Origin of the sequence: Saccharibacillus endophyticus, assembly GCF_013185185.1 — a bacterium.
GTDB lineage: Bacteria > Bacillota > Bacilli > Paenibacillales > Paenibacillaceae > Saccharibacillus > Saccharibacillus endophyticus.
The window spans coordinates 652957-676759 of record NZ_JAAZWE010000001.1 but is presented as its reverse complement, the minus strand read 5'-3'; the positions used below and the strand labels follow the sequence as shown (position 1 = coordinate 676759).

General features: G+C 48.2%; 22 protein-coding genes and 2 pseudogenes. 21 read left to right on the top strand and 3 right to left on the bottom strand.

Translation table 11 applies throughout. The features are described from left to right. Positions 1-193 precede the first annotated feature (193 nt). The 19 genes and pseudogenes from licT (at position 194) to HRQ63_RS03015 (ending at position 19697) form a co-directional block, all read left to right on the top strand. Positions 194-1036, top strand: a complete 843-nt coding sequence (licT, locus tag HRQ63_RS03105; RefSeq protein WP_172238946.1) for a BglG family transcription antiterminator LicT — start codon at positions 194-196, stop codon at positions 1034-1036. Positions 1037-1174: 138 nt separating this feature from the next. After that, entirely contained in the window at positions 1175-3052 is a 1878-nt protein-coding gene (locus tag HRQ63_RS03100; RefSeq protein ID WP_172238943.1) for a beta-glucoside-specific PTS transporter subunit IIABC, read from the top strand. A gap of 13 nt (positions 3053-3065) precedes the next feature. Next, positions 3066-4523, top strand: coding sequence for a glycoside hydrolase family 1 protein (locus HRQ63_RS03095; RefSeq protein ID WP_172238940.1), 1458 nt, complete (start codon positions 3066-3068; stop codon positions 4521-4523). 159 nt (positions 4524-4682) lie between these two features. Next, positions 4683-5552, top strand: a complete 870-nt coding sequence (locus HRQ63_RS03090; protein ID WP_172238937.1) for an aldo/keto reductase — start codon at positions 4683-4685, stop codon at positions 5550-5552. Between the two features lie 4 nt (positions 5553-5556). After that, entirely contained in the window at positions 5557-6228 is a 672-nt protein-coding gene (locus HRQ63_RS03085) for a pyridoxine/pyridoxamine 5'-phosphate oxidase (RefSeq protein WP_172238934.1), read from the top strand. A gap of 297 nt (positions 6229-6525) precedes the next feature. Beyond that, a complete protein-coding gene (locus tag HRQ63_RS03080) occupies positions 6526-7170 on the top strand; it encodes an HAD-IA family hydrolase (RefSeq protein ID WP_172238931.1) in 645 nt (214 codons plus the stop codon). Positions 7171-7221: 51 nt separating this feature from the next. Continuing rightward, positions 7222-7506 (top strand): ATP-binding cassette domain-containing protein, encoded by a 285-nt coding sequence (locus tag HRQ63_RS03075; protein WP_172238928.1) that lies wholly within the window; start codon positions 7222-7224, stop codon positions 7504-7506. Between the two features lie 64 nt (positions 7507-7570). After that, positions 7571-7846, top strand: a pseudogene (locus HRQ63_RS03070) (ABC transporter permease); the annotation flags it as partial. A 228-nt stretch (positions 7847-8074) separates the two neighbouring features. Continuing rightward, positions 8075-8989, top strand: coding sequence for a LysR family transcriptional regulator (locus HRQ63_RS03065; RefSeq protein ID WP_229714046.1), 915 nt, complete (start codon positions 8075-8077; stop codon positions 8987-8989). 113 nt (positions 8990-9102) lie between these two features. Continuing rightward, the gene (locus HRQ63_RS03060; protein ID WP_172238925.1) at positions 9103-9978 is read left to right on the top strand and encodes a hypothetical protein; all 876 of its coding nucleotides are present in this window, start codon (positions 9103-9105) and stop codon (positions 9976-9978) included. Positions 9979-10179: 201 nt separating this feature from the next. After that, positions 10180-11202: a LacI family DNA-binding transcriptional regulator gene (locus tag HRQ63_RS03055; protein WP_172238922.1), complete on the top strand. Its 1023-nt coding sequence runs from the start codon at positions 10180-10182 to the stop codon at positions 11200-11202. Positions 11203-11275: 73 nt separating this feature from the next. Beyond that, positions 11276-12184, top strand: a complete 909-nt coding sequence (locus tag HRQ63_RS03050) for a carbohydrate ABC transporter permease (protein ID WP_172238919.1) — start codon at positions 11276-11278, stop codon at positions 12182-12184. Between the two features lie 18 nt (positions 12185-12202). After that, positions 12203-13054, top strand: a complete 852-nt coding sequence (locus HRQ63_RS03045) for a carbohydrate ABC transporter permease (protein WP_172238916.1) — start codon at positions 12203-12205, stop codon at positions 13052-13054. 59 nt (positions 13055-13113) lie between these two features. After that, positions 13114-14526 (top strand): extracellular solute-binding protein, encoded by a 1413-nt coding sequence (locus HRQ63_RS03040; protein WP_229714045.1) that lies wholly within the window; start codon positions 13114-13116, stop codon positions 14524-14526. Positions 14527-14719: 193 nt separating this feature from the next. Then, entirely contained in the window at positions 14720-15676 is a 957-nt protein-coding gene (locus tag HRQ63_RS03035; protein ID WP_172238913.1) for a hypothetical protein, read from the top strand. Then, positions 15673-16641, top strand: coding sequence for a phosphotransferase family protein (locus tag HRQ63_RS03030; protein WP_172238910.1), 969 nt, complete (start codon positions 15673-15675; stop codon positions 16639-16641). The genes HRQ63_RS03035 and HRQ63_RS03030 overlap by 4 nt, the downstream gene beginning before the upstream one ends. A gap of 60 nt (positions 16642-16701) precedes the next feature. Then, positions 16702-18198 (top strand): DUF1963 domain-containing protein, encoded by a 1497-nt coding sequence (locus HRQ63_RS03025; RefSeq protein ID WP_172238907.1) that lies wholly within the window; start codon positions 16702-16704, stop codon positions 18196-18198. A 105-nt stretch (positions 18199-18303) separates the two neighbouring features. Then, positions 18304-19203, top strand: coding sequence for a 3-hydroxyacyl-CoA dehydrogenase (locus HRQ63_RS03020; protein WP_172238903.1), 900 nt, complete (start codon positions 18304-18306; stop codon positions 19201-19203). A gap of 173 nt (positions 19204-19376) precedes the next feature. Then, positions 19377-19697 carry a hypothetical protein gene (locus HRQ63_RS03015; protein WP_172238900.1) on the top strand — a complete coding sequence of 107 codons (321 nt, stop codon included), beginning with the start codon at positions 19377-19379 and terminating at the stop codon, positions 19695-19697. A 209-nt stretch (positions 19698-19906) separates the two neighbouring features. On the opposite strand, the pseudogene HRQ63_RS03010 reads toward HRQ63_RS03015, so the two are convergent. Further along, positions 19907-20248: pseudogene (locus HRQ63_RS03010) on the bottom strand (dihydrofolate reductase family protein); the annotation flags it as partial. A 124-nt stretch (positions 20249-20372) separates the two neighbouring features. Here HRQ63_RS03010 and HRQ63_RS03005 point away from each other — a divergent pair. Beyond that, a complete protein-coding gene (locus tag HRQ63_RS03005) occupies positions 20373-20855 on the top strand; it encodes a hypothetical protein (protein WP_172238894.1) in 483 nt (160 codons plus the stop codon). 84 nt (positions 20856-20939) lie between these two features. Then, positions 20940-21626 (top strand): response regulator transcription factor, encoded by a 687-nt coding sequence (locus HRQ63_RS03000; RefSeq protein WP_172238891.1) that lies wholly within the window; start codon positions 20940-20942, stop codon positions 21624-21626. Positions 21627-22000: 374 nt separating this feature from the next. Here the strand turns inward: HRQ63_RS03000 and HRQ63_RS02995 are convergent, their stop codons facing one another. Beyond that, complete coding sequence (locus HRQ63_RS02995; RefSeq protein ID WP_172238888.1) at positions 22001-23299, bottom strand: NAD(P)-binding domain-containing protein; 1299 nt, start codon at positions 23297-23299, stop codon at positions 22001-22003. Between the two features lie 58 nt (positions 23300-23357). After that, complete coding sequence (locus tag HRQ63_RS02990) at positions 23358-23678, bottom strand: ArsR/SmtB family transcription factor (protein WP_308809901.1); 321 nt, start codon at positions 23676-23678, stop codon at positions 23358-23360. Between the last annotated feature and the right edge of the window lie 125 nt (positions 23679-23803).

Sequence of the window (23803 nt, the reverse complement as noted above, 5' to 3'; positions counted from 1 at the left end):
ACGTAATTGACAAAGATCATGCTTTACCCTAATATAACTTTATAAAAGCATAATGAATACGATTCGGATTGTTACTGATGAAGCAGGCAAGACCGATTAATACCAAACATGAGTGCTTATTCTCATGAAACGGGTATTATCGGTCTTTTTTGTTTGCAAATTTTGTAAACGTTTCATTTTAAAAGGAGATTCTATGAAAATCACGCGAATTATTAACAATAATGTCGTCTGTGCCATTAATGACAGACGTCAGGAAATGATGCTTCTCGGAAGCGGCATTGGGTTTCAGAAGAAAAAAGGAGATGAGGTCGATCGAGCCAAAATCGAAAAAGAATTTTTTCTGAAATCCAAAAATGTAACAGGCAAGTTATATGCCTTGCTTGCGCAAATCCCGATGGAGTATATTCGTGTGTCGGACAGTATCATTCAATATGCCAAAGAGACTTTGAACAAAGAACTCAACGAAAACATATATTTGACACTGACCGATCATATTAACTTCGCTGTAGCTCGTTATAACAAAGGAATGAATTTTAATAATGCGCTCTTATCTGAGATTAAAGCCTTTTATGCAAATGAATTCCGAGTTGCGATGAAAGCGTTAGGCATGATTAATCAAGAATTTGATATTGAGTTGCCCGAAGATGAAGCTGGTTTTATCGCCTTGCATATCGTCAATGCAGAGCTTGGATCCGATATGGAAGAAACGATGAAGATCACGCAATTTATCCAAAAAGTGTTGAATCTGATTCGGTATCAGTTCAATATCCATTTTAACGAAAGTTCGATTCACTACTCCAGACTGACGACGCATTTAAAATTTTTTGCTTATCGGTTGTTCAATGACAACGTAGTTCGAAGCGGAGATAGCGATTTCTTGCCGATTATCAAAGAAAAATATGCCAGCGAATATCAATGCAGTTTACGGATCGCCAAGCTTATACACGTAGATTACGGAAAAGAATTAACCGATGATGAGCTTGTGTACCTCACCGTTCATATCAAAAGAGTCATCGACGAAGAAAAGAACGAGTAGATTTTCATAATGAATAAACTAGGATTGTTACTGGTAAAGCAGGCAAGACCTAGAGTCCTATCGGCTATAGAGCCTATCTATATTCGATAGGACTCTAGGTCTTTTTTTATAAAAAAATTGTTCAAAGGGGATTCGTTCATGAAACATGAGAACACAGCTAGCGAAGTTCTAAACCTCGTTGGTGGCGAAAAAAACGTAGATAGCGTGACACATTGCGCAACAAGACTTCGTTTCAATCTGAAAGATGAGTCGATTGCTGATAGTGATGCACTCAAAAATGTACCCGGCGTTATGGGCGTTGCCAGCAGTGGCGGTCAGTACCAAGTCATTATCGGGAACGAAGTTCACAATGTATACAAAGCATTGGCTAAGCTTGGTAATTTCGGTGCTCCTTCGGATGCGCCTGTAGTGAAAAAAGGACGATTCGTTACGATCCTAGATACGATCTCCGGAATCTTTACTCCGATCTTGCCTGCCATGATTGGTTGCGCCATGATCAAAGCATTAATGCTGATTTTGAAAACATTCAATCTCGTCGATCTGGATGGTCAATTCAATACGATCATGACTTTTATCGGCGATTCTGCTTATTACTTCTTGCCAATGCTACTCGCTTGGAGTGCCGCAGTTAAGTTGAAAGCAAACGTAGGATTGTCTTTAGCCGTTGCGGGCGTATTGTTACATCCAAGTTTCTCGGCTTTGATGTCCGCAGGAGATCCGATTAAATTCTTGGGACTGCCCGTTACTCCGGCAACTTATTCTTCGTCTGTTATCCCGATTATTTTGGCGGTATGGATCTTGTCTTACGTGGAACGTTTTGCAGAAAAATATTCACCTTCGGTTGTCAAATCGATTCTCAAGCCTTTGATCATTCTGATCGTGATGGCACCTTTAACGCTTATTGTGCTAGGACCGCTTGGCGCGATCGTAGGTAACTATCTAGCAGCAGGTGTAGGTTATATCAATACGCATGTAGGCTGGTTGTTGTCCGGTGTGATTGGCGCAACATTCCCGTTCTTGATTATGACAGGTATGCACTACAGTCTTGGACCTGTCGTTTTGACTGCTTATGCGCAAACGCAAAAAGATAGCATCGTCGGACCGGGTATGCTTGTGCATAATATCAGCCAAGGTGCGGCTGCTCTTGCTGTAGGCTTACGCACGAAGAACAAAGCTTTCAAACAAGTTGCTTTTTCGACAAGTGTGACTGCGCTTCTGGGCATTACGGAACCGGCATTATTCGGTGTCACTCTGCGACTGAAAAAGCCGTTGATCGCAGTCATTATCGGTGGTGCTGTAGCGGGTGTATATGTCGGATTATTCGGCGTAGCACGTTCGGCTCTGGGTATCGCGGGTATCGCGACTTTGCCTGCTTTTATCACGGAAAACCCTTGGAACCTCGTACATGCCGCGATCGGTTGCGTAATCGCTTTTGTCGTAACGTTCGTGATGACTTTGATTTTAGGATTTGAAGATGTCCCGGAAGAAACAACTGCTACTTCAACTACGACCTCTGTACAACCCGTATCGGGTGTGGTTGCTGGAGCTTCTGCCCTTCAGACTTCGGATCGGGTGTTGATCGCACCGTTGTCCGGTCAGGTCCATGAATTGTCTACGATTCAAGATGAAGCTTTTGCTTCCGGTGCTATGGGGAAAGGTGTTGCGATTACGCCATCAGACGGAAGATTAGTTTCGCCAGTGAATGGTAGGGTAACAGCCGTATTCCCTACCGCACATGCGATCGGCATTAGTTCGAGCGGTGGTGCGGAGTTACTGATTCATGTAGGGATGAATACCGTAAAACTTAAAGGCGAGCATTTCACTGCCCACGTTCAAGAAGGTCAGACGATCAAAGCCGGCGATTTGCTTCTTGAATTTGATACCGTTGCTATTGCGGCAAAAGGTTACGACCTGACGACTCCGATTATTGTAACGAATTCCGATGACTTTACAGATGTGATTGTTACAGATAAAACGTCGATTACGATTGGCGAAAAATTGATTCAAATTGTTTAAGGAGGAACTATACATGAACAACGAAACGAAGAACGTATTCCCGGAGAACTTTATGTGGGGCGGCGCCACCGCTGCCAATCAGTACGAAGGAGCTTGGAACGTAGACGGGAAAAAGGCAAGTACGTCCGATATGATGACAGGCGGAAGTCATGCAGTGCCAAGGCGTGTGACGAGAACGACGGAAGAAGGCGTACATTATCCTTCGCACGAAGCCGTCGACTTTTATCACCGTTACAAAGAAGATATTCGCTTGTTCGCCGAAATGGGCTTCAAATCTTACCGGATGTCGATCGCTTGGTCGAGAATCTTTCCGAACGGCGATGAATTGCAACCAAATGAAACTGGATTGCAGTTTTACGATCGCGTATTCAGCGAATTGAAAAAGTACAATATCGAACCGATCGTCACAATCTCTCATTACGAAGCGCCTTTTGGCTTAACCATGAAATTCAATGCTTGGGCTTCCAGAGAAATGATCGACTGCTATGTTCGTTATTGCGAAGCGATCTTTACTCGTTATACAGACGTTGTGAAATATTGGATTACGTTCAACGAAATCAATAGTCTGATCGTTCCAGCAGGCGCTTATCTTGCCGGAGCGCTTCTAGTGGACGATAGCGGCGTGTTCAATAGTACAGCCGTAGATAGCACGCAAATGAGATTCCAAGCGCTGCACCATCAATTTGTAGCGAGTGCGAAAGCAGTGAAGCTCGCTCACGAGATTAATCCGGACTTCAAGCTCGGTTGCATGATTAACTATAGCCACGGTTACGGAAGTACATGTAAGCCAGAAGACATGTTGCTCGCTCTTCGCATGGACCAAGTTAACAATATGCTATGCGGCGATGTCCAAGTACGCGGCGAATATCCGGACTTTGCAAAGCGTTATTTTGAGGAAAAAGGCATCGAGATTCGAGTGGAAGCCGAAGATGCAGAAACGCTTAAGCAAGGCTGCGTCGACTTTTACAGCTTCAGCTACTATAAATCCCATGTTGTGGGGACTCGGCCGGAAGGAGACGAGACGCAAGGAAACGTGTTCGGTGGGTTCAAAAACCCGTATTTGAAAGCGACCGATTGGGGTTGGCAGATCGACCCGGTAGGACTGCGGTACGTATTGAACCATGTGTACGACCGCTATCGCATTCCGATGATGGTCGTCGAAAACGGCTTGGGTGCCGTGGATACGGTCGAAGAAGACGGCACGATCAACGATACGTATCGGATCGAATTTCTGCGGGCTCATATCGAGCAAATGAGGGAAGCCGTGCGGGATGGCGTAAACCTTATCGCTTATACGTCGTGGGGCTGTATCGATATAGTGAGCGCGTCGACCGGAGAGATGTCGAAGCGGTACGGCTTCATTTATGTAGACAAAGACAATGACGGGAACGGAACATTGAAAAGAAGCAAGAAAAACAGCTTTTACTGGTACCAGAAAGTGATCGAAACCAACGGGGCCGATCTGATTTGAAAACTCCTGTGATTCAGGCTCTCGTGAATTCGGTAGGATCGATCGTTTCATGAATGACTTGAACGAATTATTTCGGGATTGTTCGCCAAGCGCTTCGGGTAATGAATGAGGATGTACTTGTTCAAAATTACGGATTCGTATTTCGAGAGGAGAGAACTCATGACAGATCAAAACAATATTACGGCGGCTCATTCCGGCACGTTCACGATCGGCGGCGACATGACCGTCAACCGGCTCGGTTACGGCACGATGCAGCTGACGGGTCCCGGCGTTTGGGGAGATCCGAAAGATCCCGACGAAGCGGTGCGGGTGCTGAAGCGTTCCGTCGAACTGGGCGTGAACTTTATCGATACGGCGGACTCGTACGGTCCCGTCGTCGCCGAACCGTTGATCAAAAAAGCGCTGCATCCGTATGCGGACGACGTGGTCGTGGCGACGAAAGCGGGCTTGACCCGTTCGGGCCCCAACGATTGGCGGCCCGTCGGGCGGCCCGAATACCTGCGGCAGCAGGCGGAGATGAGCTTGCGCCATCTCGGCGTCGAACGGATCGATTTGTTCCAGCTGCATCGCATCGATCCCAAGGTTCCTTTGGCCGAACAGCTCGGCGAGCTAGAGCTGCTGCGCAAAGAAGGCAAGATCCGTCATATCGGTTTGAGCGAGGTCAGCGTCGAGCAGCTGCGCGAAGCCAGAGAGATTACGGAGATCGTGTCGGTGCAGAATCTGTACAATCTTTCCAACCGCAAAGCTGAAGACGTGCTGGAGGAAGCCGAAGCGGGCGGAATCGCTTTTATCCCGTGGTTCCCGCTCGCGACCGGAGAACTGGCGAAGGATGGCGGGCCGCTGGACGAGATCGCCAAAAAATTGAACGCGAAGCCCGCCCAGGTGGCGCTGGCCTGGCTGCTGCGCCGTTCGCCGGTGATGTTGCCGATCCCCGGCACGTCGACCTTGTCCCATTTGGAAGAGAACATTGCGGCGGCGGGACTGCAGCTGAGCGACGAAGACTTCGAAACGCTGAACAAGTTGGCCTGATCGTATGAGCGATACGAAAAAAGACAACCGAAATCCGTTATTCCGCGGATTGAAGTCGCTGACCGGATCGTTCGATACGTTCGATACGGAACACCTTCCGGAAAAACCGGGCGAATTGTTTCTTGAATGGTTCGAAGATGCGCTGCGGCAGCAGGTAACGGAGCCGCATGCGGTCACGCTGTCTACGGTAGACGGCGAAGGCCGTCCGGATGCCCGCACGCTGATTCTCAAAGACGTGCACGACGAGACGTTTTATTTCGCGTCGAGCATGGAGAGCCGCAAAGGCATGCAGCTTCAGGAACGGCCTCATGCCGCGCTGACCTTCTATTGGCCCGCGGTCGGGCGTCAGATCCGTTTGCGGGGAACGGCGGTTGAAACGGGCGAAAAAGAAGGCGCCGACGATTTCCGCCGGCGTCCGGACGAAGCCCGGGCGGTCGCCATGATCGGGCGGCAAAGCCGTCCGCTGGATAGCCGAGAAGAGTTGAAAGCAAATTTGGCCGAGCAGCGGGGATTTTTGAAAAATCATCCTGAAGCCGCCGCGCCGCTTTGGCGATTGTATGCGCTTCAGATCGACGAAGCCGAGTTTTGGCAGGCCGATCCGGGAAGAAAGCATACGCGCGTTCAATACCGCCTGAACAAGCACGACGATTGGGAACGCGGCTTATTATGGCCGTAGTTTTCAGACAGATTTGCAGAAATTTAAGGTGCATGCGAGGTCAAGCCTTGCCTTTGCATCCTAATCCGCCCGCAGCCTTTAAACGGCCTGCGGGCGGATTTGTTTTTCGCTTTTTTATTTTTTTCGCTTGAATTGCACGAAATTAAAATAAATCTTTATTTTTTGATCCGAAAATCCGTTATAATAGAGTATATACGCTCATCCATTTTCCATTATTCAGGAAATTAAAGGTCAAAGTTGAGCTGAAAGCGGTTATATAAAAGATATAAGCTTTTACTACAAGAGGAGGTATGGACCATGATACGGCACGTAATTTTCGATTTCGACGGAACGATTGTCAACTCCCGCCCGCTTATCGTTGAATTGTATAACAGCTTGGCGGCCAAACACGGATATCGCGCGATCAGCGACGACGAATCGGAGCCTTTCGCCGGACGGTCCATACGCGAACGCTCCAAGGCGCTCGGCATTCCGCTGTACCGTCTGCCGTTCCTCGGATTCCAATTGTTTTCGGAGTATCGCCGTCAGATCAAAACGCTGGAAATCAAAGACGGCGTCGGCGATTTGATTCGGGACTTGAACGCTCAAGGGTATCAACTGAGCATCATCTCGTCCAACCTGGAAAGCAATATCCGTTCCTTCCTGCGTCATAACGAGATCAGCCAATTCGTGCAGGTTCGCTCGTGCTTCAGCTTGTTCGGCAAGCATCGCGCGATCCATTCGTTCCTGCGCGACAATAAACTTAATCCGCATGAAGCCCTGTATATCGGCGACGAGCTTCGCGATATAGAGGCCGGACAGCGCTCGGGAATCAAGATCATCGCGGCCGGATGGGGTTACGATTCGTTTGAGTTGATGAAGCGTTTTTCACCCGATTTTACGGCTTTGTGCCCGGGCGAAGTGTCGGCAGCCATAGCGGGTTTCAACGCAAGCGCGATTTAGAGCAAGAGGGAGTGTAAGCGTTATCTTGTCGAGATGAAAGCCTCAGGCTTTATGCCTGAGGCTTTATTTGCGTTTTTTGCAAACCAAGATAGGCATATCCGGATCGCCAGAATTCTTCTGCTTCGACCTCCCGCCCTGCTGCTCGACGAGCCGACTTCGTCGCTCGACGAAGGCACGGCGGAACGAATCTTGGAGCGGATCGTCCGCAGCGCTTCGAGATCCGGCCAATCGATCGTCATGATCGGCCATTCGCCGGCCGCGATTCGACGCTTGGGCGATTACCGCGTCACAATCGAAGCCGGAAAAGTGACGGAAGACGCGGAAGTGCGCCGATGAACGGCACGATCGATATCGTCTGGTGGCAGCTCGGGGCAGCGTATGGGTTCGTCTTGATTCTGATGCTGATCGCAGCGTCGTGAACGATGCTTTTGACGCCGCGATGATGCCCACGCTCAATTCGATGGTCGGCATGGGCATCGTGTTTCTTCCGGGCATGATGACGGGGCAGATCCTGGGAGGCGCTTCGCCGCTGATGGCGATCGAGTATCAGATTGCCATTATGCTATGCATGGTGGGCAGCGTGTCGTTATCGGTTATTTTATTCGTGCAGATGGGGTACCGTTTGTTTTTAAATGAACTCGGTCAATGGGTTGAGGAAGAGACGATAAAAGGATGAATCAAGCTATTTAGGGCGTGTACGCAATCTCCGCCAACACGGACTTTGCGTACACATCCTGATCAATCGGCTTTTTAAAATAACTTAACGTAATAAATATTATGTTAAGTATATTCCAATTCTTTTTGTTTTACTTAAACAGAAAATTGATTTTATCTATGAACGCTTCTGACATTCATAGATTTAACTGATATAGAACAGAAGGCAAACGGAAACGGAGGAAATCTGATGACATCTTTAAACGGCATGACCCCGACCAAGCTAAGAATCATAGAATTGCTGGCCAAGCACCATAAAATCACGGCCGTAGCGGATATTTTGGAATTAAAGCAGCCGACCGTTACGTTTCATATGAAAAACATGGAACGGGATTTCGGCGTCAAGCTGTTCGAAGCACGGATGGGACGCGTGCCGCTGACCGATGCGGGTAGAGCCTTGCATCACTATGCGGTCAAAATCAATGAGCTGGCCGAAGAAGCGCAGCGGGCGATCGGGGAATTCGATACGCTGCGAAAAGGCGAGCTTAAGATCGGCGCCAGCTACGTGCCTGCGACGTATCTGCTGCCCGGGATGCTGCATCGGTTTTCCGCGATGTATCCGGGCGTAAAGCTTTCTTTATGCGTAAAGACCGCTCCGGTTATTCAGAACATGCTGGAGCGCCGCGAGATCGATCTGGCTCTCCTCTCTGCGAATGCGCTGGAATCGCCGGATTTGCGCATGGAACCGGTCTGCGAAGATGAATTGGTATTGATTTTCTCTCCCGATCATGCGCTTGCTTCGACGTCCCGGCCTTCGCCTCGGCAAATTGCGGCCTGCTATTTCGTCATGCACGGTTCGGAATCGAGCACGCGGCATCTGACGGAACGTTGGCTGCAGGAACACGGACGGCAGCTGCCGATCGGATTGGAGCTGGATTCGTTGGAAGCGATCAAACAGACGGTGATGCTGGGCGAGCATGTATCCTTCGTGTCCCGTCTGGCCGTGCAGTCCGAAGTGGAACGGGGATTGCTGCATACGTACTCGCCGCCGGGCAGCATTTTCAAACGAAACATCTATATGGCGACCCATAAACACCGCTATCCGTCGGCGTTATTGTCGCGTTTTACCGAATACGTTCAATCAAACTTTGATCAACCTCAGTAAATTCTTGCGATTTTTTACCGGAAACCGGGCAGCCGTTCATATCGCTCTAACTTCGCTCCTCTAAAGTAAAAGAGTAATCGACACCGACATCCGAAGGAGTGGAAAGAATCGTCATGAATCTCTTGAAGCCGTTAAGTCCACGCAAGCTTGTGAAGACTGTTGCTGTTACTGTATTCGGAAGTGCCGTTCTGTTTACCGGATGGAGCAGCACGCCGGAAGCCAATGCCGCGTCCAATGCCGTCCCCGGTTATGAAGTAAAGTTCCTGCTCGATTCCGACGAAGTGTTGACTTCCGGCGGAGGATTAAGCGCTGCCGTCAATCAGGCTTTTGAAATCGGCGGTGCGCCGGAGCGACTTATGGTGGAATACTTTGACACGGACACGCTAGATCTGAATAGTGAGAGCTGGAATGTTCGTTTACGCAAAAAGGAAAGCAAATCGGCTTATGAGCTGACTTACAAAAAGCGTTTCGACGTGCAAAACGGTCAGATCGACGCGGCGCTAACAGAAGCTAATGCCGCAGGGTTCGATTCCTCCGACGATAACTACAAGGCCGAAGTGGACTGGGGATACGGCAAGCAGACGCTGAGCTTTTCGGTGACTAAAGAGAAAAAGGCTTCCAAAGGACTGAGTCTTCCTTCCAATCAAAAGGCGCTGGAGATGCTGGTTAACGAAATTCCGGGCAAATTGGAAAAGACGCGTTCCAAAGGCTGGGGCAAAGATACGCTGGAAGACGCACGCGCTTACGGTCCGGTCGCGGTGACCAAATACGGCGGCGACTTCAATGGCGTGGACGTGGATATCGAAGTGTGGCCGATCCTGAATGCTTCGGGTACGGAAAACGAGTCGATCGTCGAAATCTCGTTCAAGACGGACAGCTATACCGAAGCCGCTTCGCAGCGCGCCGAACTGATGGATGAACTGGAATCCGAAGGCTGGCTGGTTCCTGCGGACTCGCTCAAGACGAACCTGATTCTGGATCGGTATTAATCGTTATCGCTCAAGCGATTAGATGAACAATCGAGACGGAGAGCTGCGGCTCTTCGTCTTTTTACGTTTCGGCAAAAACTTGATTTCCCGCTCACAAATTCAATCATTTGAATTAATATTCCGCTGTTATTCTAAACTCGATCCAAATTGGTATCGATACCAAATGAAGAACAGCTTCTCTAATGCAAAGGATGACGAGCCATGGACACTCAAATTAAAGATGTAGCTCGCGCTGCCGGCGTATCGGCTACCAGCGTATCTCGCGTACTCAACAACAGCCCGCATGTGAGCGAGAAACTGGAAAAGAAAGTACGGCAAGCGATCGAGCAGCTGAACTACACGCCGAGCATGATCGCCAAAAGTCTCAAACGCAATAAAACGAACCTGATCGGCGTCATTATCGCGGATATCACTTCCGGCTATCAGGCCTCGGTACTCAGCGGGATTGAAGAAGAATGCGCGAGGAGAGGCTACCATTTGCTGGTCTCCAATATCAAAGAAAACACAAAAAAAGTGATGGATTACCTGCAAGTGTTTCAAGAAATGCGGGTTGACGGAATTCTGCTGATGCACGGGAAAATGAACGAAGAGATCCAAAGTTTTATCAAACGGACCCACATTCCGATCATTGCGCAGGCCGACGTGGGCTTTGACCTTCCCGTGGTGACGATCGATAACATTCAAGCCGCGTATGACGCCACCGAGTATCTCATCCGCAAAGGTCACAGGCGAATTGCCATGCTGGCAGGAGACATGCAGGATACCAGCGAAGGTCGGCACCGCTGCCAAGGCTATATAGCGGCATGCAAGCATTACGGAATCACCATCGACCATTCACTGATCCGTTACGGCGATTACAAGCTGGATACGGGATATTGGCTGATGGAAGAGCTGCTTCAGAACAGGGAGAACCATTCGTTTACAGCCGTATTCGCGGTCAGCGACGATATGGCGGTCGGTGCCATGAATAGGATCCATGACCGCGGACTTCGCGTTCCGGACGACTTCTCGGTAATCAGTATTGACGGAGGCCCGATGTCGGATATTGTGCGCCCCCGCTTGACCGCGATTCACCAACCTGTCGATCGGATAACACGGACGGTACTCGATTTATTATTTGAACGGATCGAGCCGGAGAAATATCGTTCGGAGTTGCCGCCATCCGGATGGGTGAATCGAATCCCGCATGATCTGATCGAAAAAGAAAGCTGCAAAGACCTTTAATCCCAAAAGATTGCATCGCGCATTGATATCCGTTCGAAACGAGGAGGTCGAAGGACGAAACTGTCCGATCCATATGAGCGAAATCGTAGTCAAAGAAAGCATACGCGGAAAAAAGAAACGACTAGGTAAAATGACTTCGCAAGGCTGGGTCTGGTTCATTTTCTTATTGCCGACACTGCTTGGGATCGGCTTGTTTACGCTATACCCGATGTTGGAATCTTTTCGATTGAGTTTTACCCGAGGCGCTGAAGAGCGATATGTCGGGTTAGAAAATTACCGGTACGTACTGACTTCGGGATCGTTCCGCCAAGCGATATTCAACACCTTCTACATTGCCTTTTTTCAACTGCTTATCGTTATTCCGTCGGGATTCATCATTGCCTGCCTGATCCAATCGCTTCGCAGGGGCAAAAACTTTTTCAAAATCCTTTTTTACATACCGAATATTACCTCCATGGTCGCCGCGGCTACCGTCTTTCTGGTGGTGCTTCATCCTCAAGGATTGTTGAACTATGCGCTAAGCTTTTTCGGTATTCCGGAAACGATCTGGCTGGCGAATCCGACCTCTGCGAGGTGGAGCGTGATCCTGCTGGCGAGCTGGCATACGCTGGGCTTCGGCATCATCATCAACTTGGCCAACCTGCAAGCGATCTCGCCGGACTACTATGAAGCGGCTTCGATCGACGGGGCTTCGCGCTTCAAACAATGGCTCTACATCACCGTCCCCAATATGCTCGGAAGCATTACGATCTTGGTCATTCTGGGTTGGATCGACGGGCTTCAGCGGTTTACGGAGGCTTTTATGCTAGGCGGGCATACGGGGAGTCCGGTGCGTTCTTTGTATACGTTGGTCGGGTTTATTTATGAGCGCGGCTTCGGCGGATTGGAGTACGGCGTCGCTTCCGCGGCCTCGTATCTGCTGCTTGTTCTGATTCTGATTTTCACTTTTATCAATATCAAATTTTTCAGAATGAAGATATAGAGCAGGAGGAGATTGCGGATGAGAAGCATGGGCTCAAGCATGCGAAGAAAATGGGAGGACGCTGTCGTCGGTCTTTTGCTTTTGGCGCTTGGCATGATCATGATCACGCCTTTTCTCTGGATGATCAGTGTAGGCTTTGAACGAACGGCCAACGTGAACGCGCCTTTTCCGCCGAGACTGATTCCGTATGATTTTAGCTGGTTTAATTACTCGCTTGTGTTTGAAAATGGCCTGATGCTCAAAGCATATTGGAACTCCGCCGTAAATGCCTTCTTTAGCGTGCTGCTTAGCGTATCGTCGGCCCTCTTGGGCGGTTATGCTTTTTCGCGGGGTCGTTTTAAAGGGAAAAAGATACTTTTTATTCTGGTACTTGCCACGATGATGATTCCTTTTGAGACGACGCTGATCCCGATGTTTATCATGTTCAATGATTTGCATTTGATCGATACCCGGTATCCGATCATTCTGCCAAGCCTCATCAATGCCATGGGCATCTTGCTGTGCAAGCAGTTTTTCGACCAGCTGCCGGAGGGATTACGGGAGTCGGCGAAGATCGATGGAGCAGGCGAGTTCAAGATTTTCTTCCACATTTTCTTCCCCCTGGCAGGGCCGATCACCGCGACGCTGGCTATTCTTTCTTTTCAAGGCAGCTGGAATTCGTTCGTCTGGCCGCTCGTCGTCATTAACAGTCAGGATTTGAAAACCGTTCCTCTGTTCTTGTCCCAGTTTTCCCAGGAAAGCGGCACTCCGTTGATGGGCGTAACGATGGCCACGGCTGCGGTCAGCATTATTCCGGTTATGGTCGTTTTCCTGATTATGCAAAAATACATCATCCAAAGCATCGCGCTTAGCGGTCTGAAAGGAGAGTGACCGGCCGAAGTATCGTCTTGATCCCGTGATCCGTCATCAACCCTACATAGGAGGTTCTAATGATGAAACCGAAAAAGAGTGCCTGGGGATTAACAAGTCTGTTATTAATCAGTACGCTGCTCAGTGCATGTGGCGTCGGCAACCCCTCATCGAGCGCAACGACACCTAATCAACCGGCTAAAGAATCGGGAAAAGCCGTCGCATCCGCCGCACCGGTCGAGACGACAGGTCTATCCGGTAAACTGAACGTTCAATTGATCGGCGGTTTCGTGGAACAGGACAAGACCGATCCGAAGACGGGCGCAAAAACCAAAGGCGTGTACGTGTTAAAAGAAGAATTCGAAAAGATGTATCCGGGCACGGAAGTTAATTTCGTTCTGATGGGCTGGGACAGCTACAACGAGAAGACGCAAACCATGCTGCAATCCAACGCGGCGGACGTGTACCAGCTTCCGGGAATCGCGACTTTTGCGGAACAAGGCTTGTTGGAGCCGCTTCAGTCTTACATTGACCAGGACGGCTTCGACCTGAATCAGTATTTTTACGGTCAAGTCGACGGTTGGAAAGCGATGGGGCCCGAGGATGCGGATCTTCAAATCTACGGATTGCCGTTCATCGGAGATACCCGCGTCATTACTTACGATAAGCAGCTCTTCGACGAGTGGGGCGTGTCTTACCTGTCCAAAGAGCCTACAATCGAAGAAATTTTGGAAAAAGCCGAGCAGATGACGGGAACCAATCCGAAAACCGGGGAACAGAACTACGGTCTGACCTTTAACAAATCGGATGCCGCAGATACCGTAATGAACATTAACGAGTCCAAAGGCGGCAAATGGGGCACGGGGTTCCTTTGGAAAGACATGGAGCTGGAATTTAATACGCCAACCATGGCCGAGTCGCTGGATCTGTTGAAAAAGGCAAAAGAATATGCACCCGAAGGCGTTATGGCCGGACAAGGGGCGGAAAAGTTCTTGACGGCGGACAACGATGTGGCGATCAATCTGCGTTCGGCTCCGGGGTTCGTAACGGACATTCGGACCAACGGCACGCAGGATCGTTTTGATGCGGCGCTGCTGTTCATCAATCCGGAAAAGAAGATGGGCGGGATGTTTGCAGGCAGTCCGTTTGCGATCGGCAAATCCAGCACGCAGAAAGATCTGGCTTGGGAATGGTTGAAATTCAGCTCAAGCGACTTCTATCAGCAGTTCATGTGGGACAACTACAGAATCGAAAGCACGCCGGTCGTGAAGTCTTCCACGGAATGGGCCAGCGTCAAAGAAATCCCGCAAATGAGCGTCGTTCTTGAAGCGATGGGCCGGTTGTGGGCACCTCGCTATCCGTATCGTTCCGGGCAGCCCCGCTATATTTTGTCCGAAAACGTAGAGAAAGTGCTGCTGGATTCGGCTTCTTCGCAAGAGGCTCTGGACCAAGCGCAAAAAGAAGCAACGGAATGGATCGGCAGCCAAAAGTGACGGAACGATCTATAGGGAAAGCCGATTAGTAAAGCAAAGCGGAGAGCTGCGGCTCTTCGCTTTTTTTCGCGTGATAAACAAAGTGTAGAAGGCGTTTGTAAGAAAAGAAGGCTGAGAATCGGGTATTATTGGAAAAGGGATCGGCAAAGCGGTAGCCGAATGCTGATACAGGATTCAGAGGAGGATCAAATGGATGGGCGTGACGATTTTTTATAAAGGAACTTTGAAGTCGACCGAAGACCGGGGAGCGCTAATCGACAAGGTCAAGGTCTTTTGCGCGGAGCAGGGTTGGCCTTACGAAGAGATCGACGAGGCTCGCAAAATCGGGATTCGGGCAGATCCGCATCCGGAATCAGAAAGTGTCGGTTTTGTATTTGACGGCAAGCTGCGCATGGACGGTTTTACCAAGACCGCTTTCGCGCCGGATGAGATTCACGAACGAATCGTCGAGCTGCTGTATGCGGTCAAGCCGCATTTTAGACGTTTGACCGTGTTAGACGAAGCGGAAATGTGGGATGATTACGTCGAGCGGATGAATCCGTCCAAGAAAAAACCTTTTGTGTATAAAGAGATCGAGTTGACGGAACAGCAGCGACGGGAAGCGGTAAGCGAAGTCGAAGTCGATCTTCGCCGGACTTGGCAAGCGATCGATACGGAATTTTGGGGGATGACCGAAGATTGGAATGATCCTCCTCTTTTTTCGTTACCGGTAATCCGGGACAAAATGCGCAAAGATTTAAGTCGGGGCAGCGGACATATCCTGACGATTGCGGAACTGAAGGAGATCGCCGAAAGCAAACATGGGCAGTACTTCGAACTACGCCCTGGCAGGCCGGAGATGACGATGATGTCTTTGGCGGAACTATGGGCAAGCGAATATGCGGTAGTCAAAGGAGCGCGAAGCCGGCAAAGCCGAAACTTGCGCATCATTATTTTCGCATCCATGCTGTCCAATGCCTTTTTCGGCCTGTTCGGCGGAATGTACGACCGGAACTGGCATAGAAAAGCGTTTCTGTTCAAAGACGAATTCCTGGACAGGCATAAGGATTCCGCGACTCCGCTGCGTTCCATGATCTTTTTTTACTCGCTGCTGGACGTCTTGAACATGGAATTGAAGGAAACCGGAAAAGAAGGAGACGGCAGCCCATGAGCGGAAAAACGAAACAGCTTGCGATCCGGATCGCGGAAGCTTTTTTCGAAAAAGAGAGCGTTACCGCGCCTGACGTCTCGGTTTCTCCGATCCTCGGCAAAGGCTTCGTCAATGAAGTCTGGATCGCGGAAACGTCAGGACGTCGGATCGTGATCCGCATGAACACCGAAGATTCGTGCGCGAGCGATATTTACTTGAAGGAAAAATGGTGCATGGAACAAGCTCGGCTTGCCGGAATTCCGGGCCCGGAAGTGCTGGAACTGGGACGATGCGGCGAAATTCCTTATATGATTCAGAGTTTTGAGAACGGTGTAAACGGGCTCGATCATTCGGCTGATCCTGCTTTATTATGGTCCGTTATCGGCGAATACGCGGCGCGTCTTCATCGCATTCCGGTGAAAGGATACGGCGAGAACCTGTCGGATCCGGAACGCGGAACGTTCTTTTCCCCGCCGCATCCGGGCTCGGATGGGAGCTGGAACGATTATCTTCGCTACAATATCCAAAGCTTGAACGATGGAGACCGGCTGCTGGAGTTGGGCGTGATCACCCGGGCTCAATCCCGGCAGGCGCGTGAGCTTTTCGAAAGCTTGGCCGGCCAAGAATGGCATTTCGGATTGAACCACGGCGATTTGTCGTTAAAAAATATCTTAGTAAGCGACGTGCCGGGTACGACATCTCCGCATATCGTGCTGATCGATTGGGGCAGCGCGGAAGTCGGACCGGTGCCTCATGTGGACCTGATGCAGCTCATGCTGATTCAAATGATCGAAGGAAGGCCCCGCGACGAGGAGATTTCGGCTTTTTTGAAAGGATACGGACTTCCGGTTTCCGTCCTCGCGGACACGAAAAAGCTGTTCGTTTTGCGTTCGTTCGACAAGCTGCGCTGGGCGATCGATTGCAGCCCCGGCGACGTGGCGCAGTTTGCCGATATCGCCGGACGCGCTTTTGCTCAATTAAGGTAAAGATATAAATGTACTAGAATGATACGTAATTATAATTATGTAAACTAAAAGGGATTTATCATGCAAATCTTACTCAATTCCAGCGGCCTATACCTTCCGGAAGCTCAAAAGCGGTTGATCGAAATCGTCGAGCAAGCGAACCTGGAACGTAAAGCGGCCATTATGGCAAAAACGGCTCCGGAACATGCAGCCGGCAACCACCATGCTTTTCGAACGCGAGAATTATTGGAAGGATTGGGATTCGAAGTCGACTTTTTCGATCTGGCGCATGTGCCGGCAGAGCAGTTGAAAGATTATCCGATCATTTACCTGAATGGCGGCGATCCTTTTGCGATCCTCGCGGAGTTGAAGGAGTCGGGAGCGGATCGCATACTTCGGCAGCTGCATCATCAAGGACATCTTCTGATCGGCCATAGCGCCGGAGCGGCCGTGCTCGGAACGACGATCGAGCATGCCCGAATTTTAAGCGCAGGAACGGAACCCGTGCCTGAGCAAGATCTCTCCGGACTTGGATTGGTCAAAGCGATCGTGCTTCCGCACAGCAATCGTTACGAAGAACGCGAACCTGCGATCAAGCTGTTGGAATTTGCTTCGGAACGCCCGGAATCGCTGCTCAAAATCGAAGACGACGGCTTTTACGTTTACGAACAACCCACTCCCGAACAGCGTCTGAATCCCGAGTTCGTCCTGCAAAAGCTGGCGGACGCGGGATTGGTAGAATACCGAACACAGATCGGCAAGCTGCTGTTTCCTTCATTGAAAATGGAACTGAAAGCGCTCAAGAAAGCGGATATTGTTACAGGGAAAAGCCGGGTAGGCGGAGGAGCCGATCTTCCTGAAGGGATATCGTGGCCGGAGTGGGACGAGTGTCCTTATACTTTTATAGCGCAAATCAATCTGGCTGAACTGCCGCAAGGCCACACGCTTCCGCTGCCCGCGAACGGCCTGCTTTCTTTTTTCTACGCTTCTGCGGCCATGTACGACGATGATGCGTTCCACGGCGATCCGACGACCTGCAAAGTCATTTATACGCCTTCCTCTGCATTCGATGAATTAAGACGCCTGGATATACCGGAGTCGCTGATGCAGGCAGATCCTAAAGTCGTTTTGTCTCCGACATCAATCACGTTCGTTCCGGATCTATGCGTACCCGAATCCGACTCGGCTTATCTTAAACAACTGGGCTTGGGATGGGACGGGAACACGGTTGATCACGAACGATATTGGAGTACTTTCCTTACAAACTTAAGCGAACCGCGACTATGCCACGTGCCGATTCACCGGCTGCTCGGGCATCCTGATCAAATTCAAGGCGATATGCAGGAGCAGTGCGCGAAAATGCTTCAATGGCGTTCGTTCGACAGCAGCATCAGCGAGGAAGATCAGGCGAAGTTTGACCGCGAAGCGTCCGAATGGAGACTGCTGCTTCAGATTGATTCCGACGACGCGCCTGACTCCGATTGGGGAGATACGGGACGGATTTACTTTTGGATCAGGGAAGCCGATCTTCGCCAGTCGAACTTCGATCATGTCATCTGTATCATGCAAAGTACATAAATAGCTAAAAATTAAGTTGCTTAAAATTTAAATAAGGATTAAGATAAAAGCAAGGTATATGAAGATATTTATATATGAAATCAAAGTCGAAGGGAATGTTTGAAAATGAGCTACACGAATATTTTGATCGCAGGCAGCGGCGTATTAGGCAGTCAAATCGCTTTTCAAACCGCCCTTCACGGATTCTCGGTAACGGTGTATGACATCAATGACGAAGCTTTGGACCGCGCCAAAGAAAGAATCGAAAAGCTTAAACCGCGCTACGCGGAAGATTTAGGCACGACGCAAGAGGAATTGAACGAGGCTTGGGGACGTTTGACGTTCCAAAGCGATCTTGCTGCAGCTGCGGCCAACGCCGACCTGGTGATCGAATCGGTACCGGAATCCGTGCCGATCAAGATCGAGTTTTACGAAAAATTGGCGAAAGTCGCTCCGGCGCATACGATTTTCGCGACCAATTCGTCCACGCTGCTGCCGAGCCAATTCGTGGACGCGACCGGACGACCGGACAAGTTTTTGGCTTTGCATTTCGCGAACGAAATTTGGAAAAACAACACGGGCGAAGTCATGAGACATTCGGGCACGGACGAGCAGGTCTTCAACGACGTCGTAAATTTCGCCAAACAAATCGGGATGGTCGCTCTGCCGATACAAAAAGAACAGCCCGGCTATATCGTCAATTCGCTGCTCGTTCCGCTGCTTAGTTCGGCGCAGAAGCTGCTCGTGACAGGCGTCGCGGATATCGAAACGATCGATAAAACCTGGATGGTCGGCACCGGCGCTCCGGTTGGACCGTTCGGCATGCTTGACGTCATCGGGATCAATACCGCTTATCACGTAGCCAAAACAAGAGCGGATCAAACGGGGGATGCCGATTACCAAGCCGTGGCCGAGCTGTTGAAAACGGAGTATATCGACAAAGGAAAGCTCGGTAAAGCGACGGGAGAAGGATTCTATACGTATCCGAATCCGAGTTATCGGGATCCGGGGTTTTTGAAAGGTTAATAGTCAAAAGAGAAACGATCAAACGGAGAGCCGCGCTCTTCGTTTTTTTTGCGTTCTCAAAGTTTACATAATAATAATTATTTTCAAACATGAATTTTCGTTTCTTTATCCAACTTTCATCGAGCTGCAGAGTTTATAAAGATGTAGGAACTCAAAAGAAAGGAAGTGAGTACATGGAAAATTACAGGAATCCGTTATACGATCTATTTCGTATCACGGAAACAGGCTTTGATGTGATCGTGATCTTGATGTTGGCGGCGATCATTTCGGGACTCGTCTTCGGCTTTACCCGGTATCGAAAAAACTTGACCAGAGGTCGGATCATGGCTATGGGCATAACGTTTATTGGGCTAAGCGTTGTTTTAAAATACGATGCGACTTTCAGTTTTCGTGTATCCGCGCTGGATTTTTATTTAATTCTTTTGGGTTTGGCCTTGTTGTCGGTAGGTTTTTGTTGGACAAATCAACAAGCTGCAACCGATAAAAAGCAATGAAATTCACTTCATAAAAACAGCGTATAATATAAATTATACGCTGTTTCCTTTTAAATCGATTAATTCTACTAAAGAAAGCTCCTTGGTAACCATAATCGAAGGGTTAAAACGATTGATTTTCTAATTATTCCCTTTATATTTTTGCGAGCAAAAATATATTCTCGAAGCGGAAAAATCTATAGTCACTAATTTAGTTTACATAATAATAATTATGAACCTATAGTGTGATAAATCAAACCACTCGCTCCAGAATCGAATGTTTTGTTTTCGACAAGTCTAAGATTAACCTTCTCGCCGAGCCCTTCGAATAAACGCAGCCCACTCCCGACCAACACGGGAGAGACTGTGATTTTGTATACATCGACTAACCCAAGTTGCATCAGGTGCTGAGCGAGTCTCGGGCTGCCCAGAATCACCAGGTCTCCGCCGGATTGTTGCTTGAGGGTTTCGATTTCTTCTTTGATGTTTTCTTTGACCAATCTGGAGTTATTCCATTCGACACTTTCCAAGGTTGTAGAACATACGATTTTCTCGACGTTCTCGATCCATTCAGTGCCGCATCGAACTACATGTTTATCATCCTCAATGTACTCGAAATTCCACACCATGTACACGCAGACTACACATGACTTTTTTATACTTAGAGCATCCCAAACAAACAGGAGGCATTCTACTATGAATAAAACAACCAAACTTCTTTTAAGCACGACGCTTGCAGGCACGGCGATCATCGGCACTTCCTGGACGTCATCCGCGGATGCGGCTTCGGCGGCGGTAACGAATCCCAAGACCGTCACTTCTCAACCGGCGCAAAAAAGCAATCCTTACGAAGCAGCCGGTATTGATGATCCTGCGGCGTTCCATACCTTCTTCATCAAACTTCAGCAGGCAGTGGCCAAAAACGATAAAAAAGCCGTAGCTTCGATGATCAGTTATCCGTTGAACGTCAACACGAACGGCAAGACGTATAAATTCCAGACTCCGGCCCGTTTTATCGCGAAGTACGATTCGATCATGACGCCGGAAGTGAAACGGACGTTGGGGTATGCAATCGAAGAAGACCTATTCGCCAATTGGCAAGGAGTCATGGTCGGTAACGGACAACTATGGATCAGTCAATTCGATGGCAAAATTGCCGTTTACGCCGTAAACAAGTAACCGTCCCGGAGCATTTTGACAGTGCGTAAGTCTCCGGGTAGCATGAAAGAGGCGGAAAATCCGGAGAATCGGAGTGCATATTTAATGAAGAGAACGATTATGTTGGTGGAAGACGACGTGCTGATGCGCGAGTTCATGACTGATTATTTTAAAAAGGAAAATTGGCACGTGCTCGAAGCGGATAACGGTCGTGAAGCACTGGAGTTATTCGAAGAGCATGAAGTGGATCTGATCGTACTCGATATCATGATGTCGGAGATCGACGGTTGGTCGGTCTGCCGGCGCGTGCGCAAAAAGTCTGGCGTTCCGATCATTATCATTACGGCGCGGGCCGACGATGACGACCAGATCATGGGCTTTGAACTGGGAGCCGACGAATACGTAACCAAGCCTTTTAGCCCCAAGGTGCTTGTGGCTCGCGCGACTGCGTTACTCAAGCGGGCAGAAGGCACTCTCGGGCGCGAGGATGATCGGTTGGTTTATGGAACACTGACGATTGACCGCCAAGCGCATGCCGTGGAAGTCGCAGGAGAAGGGATCACGCTGTCTCCGAAGGAGTATGACCTGCTGATTCTTCTTGCGCGAAATACGGGAAAAGTGCTCGAACGCGACGAAATTCTGAATGCGGTCTGGGGAATGGATTATTACGGCGATACGCGGGCGGTGGATACGCATATCAAAAAGCTTCGAGCCAAGCTGGGCGACGAAGGGCGATTAATCCGCACAGTGATCGGAACGGGATACAAGTTCGAGTTCGGAAACGAGAGTTGAATGAAGATGAAAAAGGTTAGCGTTGTTTTAAAATTGTTTGGCGTGACGTCGCTGGTTATGCTGAGTATCTTCGCTTTGATTCTTGCTGCGCAAAGCGTGTTTTTCGAACGTTTTTATCAAAGGGGTAACGCCAACATTTTAACGAAAATATACGCTAAGACAATATTTGGCACAAAAAAACCGAGTCCTCCTACTTTAAGGAGTCTACCGGATAATTCGGCTTTATATTTTTACAGATAGAAAGCAGGGAAAACTAGATGATAAATATGTAGATGTAGTGGCAATGGAAAAGTCATCAGAAAAAAAGAACTGCCGTGAAAAGTCACAGCAGTTCTTTATCTTGTCTAGAACATCTTGAATTAAGCGAGTATCTTTTAGTTACAACAAGATCCTACATTGGATTGGATTTTATTCGAAAGGGAGCTCACTTTGCAAACACCTGTTTCAGGTAGTTTTAGTTCTACTCTTTTGGCAGCTTCTCGATCACCAGAAAGGTAGGCAACAATGGATCGTACTTGTTCATACCCGGTAGCCATTAGAAAAGTTGGTGCTCTTCCATAACTTTTAGCACCTACAATATAAAAGTCTTTTTCAGGTTGTCTAAGTTCTTTTTCTCCATGTGGTCGAACCGTACCGCAGCTATGAACATTTGGATCGATAAGTGGTGCTAATTTCGGAACACTTTCTAAAGTAGAATCAAATGTGTAACGTATTTCCTTTAGAAACTCAAAAGTAGGACTGGAACCTGTATTTGAAATAATGTGATCAAACGGTCCAATTTCTGTTTGATTTTCATTTTTAGACACTGTTAAAAGGTAGGCACCCGTCTTATCAGTTTTAAAAGATTCAACAAACGTGGAAACGTGAACCTCAACATTTCCATTTGAAATCTCCTTCTCAACACGAGTACCTAACGCACCACGTTCGGGGAGCTGATCATTACTTCCTCCACCTAAAACATCTATCACATTTGGTTTTCTAATAATCCAAGAGATGGTTGTTTCCGGTGCAACTTTCTTTAATTTCACTAAATCTAATATAGAATTTAACGCAGAATGTCCACTGCCTATAACAAGAACTCGTTTATTTATGAATGTTTCCTTATCATCACCTAATATATTAGGTATTCCAGGGTGAATTGAATCGTTTTTTTGATTCATCGTATTTAAGCCACCTGAAATGAAGGGGTTGGGATTATGCCATGTTCCCGTAGCGTCTATTACTGCTTTTGCTTCGAATTGTTGAAGGTCCAAATCTTTGTTTTCTACTTGTATTATAAAAGGGAGCAATTCACGACCATCTGTTTTAACTTTATCAATCCCCTTTCTAGAAATATGAACAACTTTACTATTTAAGTGAATGTAGGGTTTCAATTCAGAAAGAGATGATAAAGGCTCTAAGTATTCTGAAACAATTTCGCCACCATAGGGTAGCTTGTTAGGGTCTGGAAGTGGAACTTGATTCTTTAGAAGTAAAGATCGTGCTGCTGAATCAATATTATATTCCCAAGAGGAAAACAGTCGAACATGTGAGTAATCTAAAAAATTTGTTCCTACTGAAGCACCTGCTTCAAACAGAATAAAAGCTTGGTTTTGTTTCACTAACTGAGCAGCCGCCGCCAATCCAATAGGGCCAGCACCAATAATTGCAACGGGTAATTGTTCGTTTTTCATACTAAACACTCCTTATATCAATTTATTTTGATTTAATAATGAAACAAAAGTCCACCTTTTATAAAGATGGAGTAAGAATACAGCAAAGTTCTCTTGATAATATGCGACTCATAACATCCTCATTTAGTGAATAATAACTCCAAGTACCTTTCGTTTCCTTAAAAATGAGATCTGCATTTAAAAGAATTTTTAGGTGGTAAGAGAGCTTAGATTGAGGAATATTCATTTCATCGACAAGATCACATACACAGGTAGAACCGTTTATACAAAGTAAATGTAATAATTCCAATCTTTTTGGGTCTGACATAGCTTTAAATTTTTCAGCATAAGTCACAAAGTTTGGAGAAGTACAACTGCTTTGATCCGTCACTAAAGACACAAGCAATCTTCCTTTCCTTTAATCAAAATTAGTTGATGTAATCAAATTTACTACATAAATCTTCTTCTTGCAAGCATTTAATCAAAAAAATTGATATAAATACTATCCGAATGAATAGAACAATT

What these genes read in the sequence shown, in the direction of transcription:
- HRQ63_RS03000 (WP_172238891.1), top strand. Translation starts at nt 20,940, where the DNA reads ATGAAGAGAACGATTATGTTGGTGGAAGACGACGTGCTGATGCGCGAG.
- HRQ63_RS03100 (WP_172238943.1), top strand. Translation starts at nt 1,175, where the DNA reads ATGAAACATGAGAACACAGCTAGCGAAGTTCTAAACCTCGTTGGTGGC.
- HRQ63_RS03050 (WP_172238919.1), top strand. Translation starts at nt 11,276, where the DNA reads ATGAGCGAAATCGTAGTCAAAGAAAGCATACGCGGAAAAAAGAAACGA.
- HRQ63_RS03040 (WP_229714045.1), top strand. Translation starts at nt 13,114, where the DNA reads ATGATGAAACCGAAAAAGAGTGCCTGGGGATTAACAAGTCTGTTATTA.
- HRQ63_RS03085 (WP_172238934.1), top strand. Translation starts at nt 5,557, where the DNA reads ATGAGCGATACGAAAAAAGACAACCGAAATCCGTTATTCCGCGGATTG.
- HRQ63_RS03075 (WP_172238928.1), top strand. Translation starts at nt 7,222, where the DNA reads ATGCCTGAGGCTTTATTTGCGTTTTTTGCAAACCAAGATAGGCATATC.
- HRQ63_RS03045 (WP_172238916.1), top strand. Translation starts at nt 12,203, where the DNA reads ATGAGAAGCATGGGCTCAAGCATGCGAAGAAAATGGGAGGACGCTGTC.
- HRQ63_RS03055 (WP_172238922.1), top strand. Translation starts at nt 10,180, where the DNA reads ATGGACACTCAAATTAAAGATGTAGCTCGCGCTGCCGGCGTATCGGCT.
- HRQ63_RS03025 (WP_172238907.1), top strand. Translation starts at nt 16,702, where the DNA reads ATGCAAATCTTACTCAATTCCAGCGGCCTATACCTTCCGGAAGCTCAA.
- HRQ63_RS03090 (WP_172238937.1), top strand. Translation starts at nt 4,683, where the DNA reads ATGACAGATCAAAACAATATTACGGCGGCTCATTCCGGCACGTTCACG.
- HRQ63_RS03065 (WP_229714046.1), top strand. Translation starts at nt 8,075, where the DNA reads ATGACATCTTTAAACGGCATGACCCCGACCAAGCTAAGAATCATAGAA.
- HRQ63_RS03060 (WP_172238925.1), top strand. Translation starts at nt 9,103, where the DNA reads ATGAATCTCTTGAAGCCGTTAAGTCCACGCAAGCTTGTGAAGACTGTT.
- licT (WP_172238946.1), top strand. Translation starts at nt 194, where the DNA reads ATGAAAATCACGCGAATTATTAACAATAATGTCGTCTGTGCCATTAAT.
- HRQ63_RS03020 (WP_172238903.1), top strand. Translation starts at nt 18,304, where the DNA reads ATGAGCTACACGAATATTTTGATCGCAGGCAGCGGCGTATTAGGCAGT.
- HRQ63_RS03035 (WP_172238913.1), top strand. Translation starts at nt 14,720, where the DNA reads ATGGGCGTGACGATTTTTTATAAAGGAACTTTGAAGTCGACCGAAGAC.
- HRQ63_RS03005 (WP_172238894.1), top strand. Translation starts at nt 20,373, where the DNA reads ATGAATAAAACAACCAAACTTCTTTTAAGCACGACGCTTGCAGGCACG.
- HRQ63_RS03030 (WP_172238910.1), top strand. Translation starts at nt 15,673, where the DNA reads ATGAGCGGAAAAACGAAACAGCTTGCGATCCGGATCGCGGAAGCTTTT.
- HRQ63_RS03015 (WP_172238900.1), top strand. Translation starts at nt 19,377, where the DNA reads ATGGAAAATTACAGGAATCCGTTATACGATCTATTTCGTATCACGGAA.
- HRQ63_RS03080 (WP_172238931.1), top strand. Translation starts at nt 6,526, where the DNA reads ATGATACGGCACGTAATTTTCGATTTCGACGGAACGATTGTCAACTCC.
- HRQ63_RS03095 (WP_172238940.1), top strand. Translation starts at nt 3,066, where the DNA reads ATGAACAACGAAACGAAGAACGTATTCCCGGAGAACTTTATGTGGGGC.
- HRQ63_RS02995 (WP_172238888.1), bottom strand. Translation starts at nt 23,299, where the DNA reads ATGAAAAACGAACAATTACCCGTTGCAATTATTGGTGCTGGCCCTATT.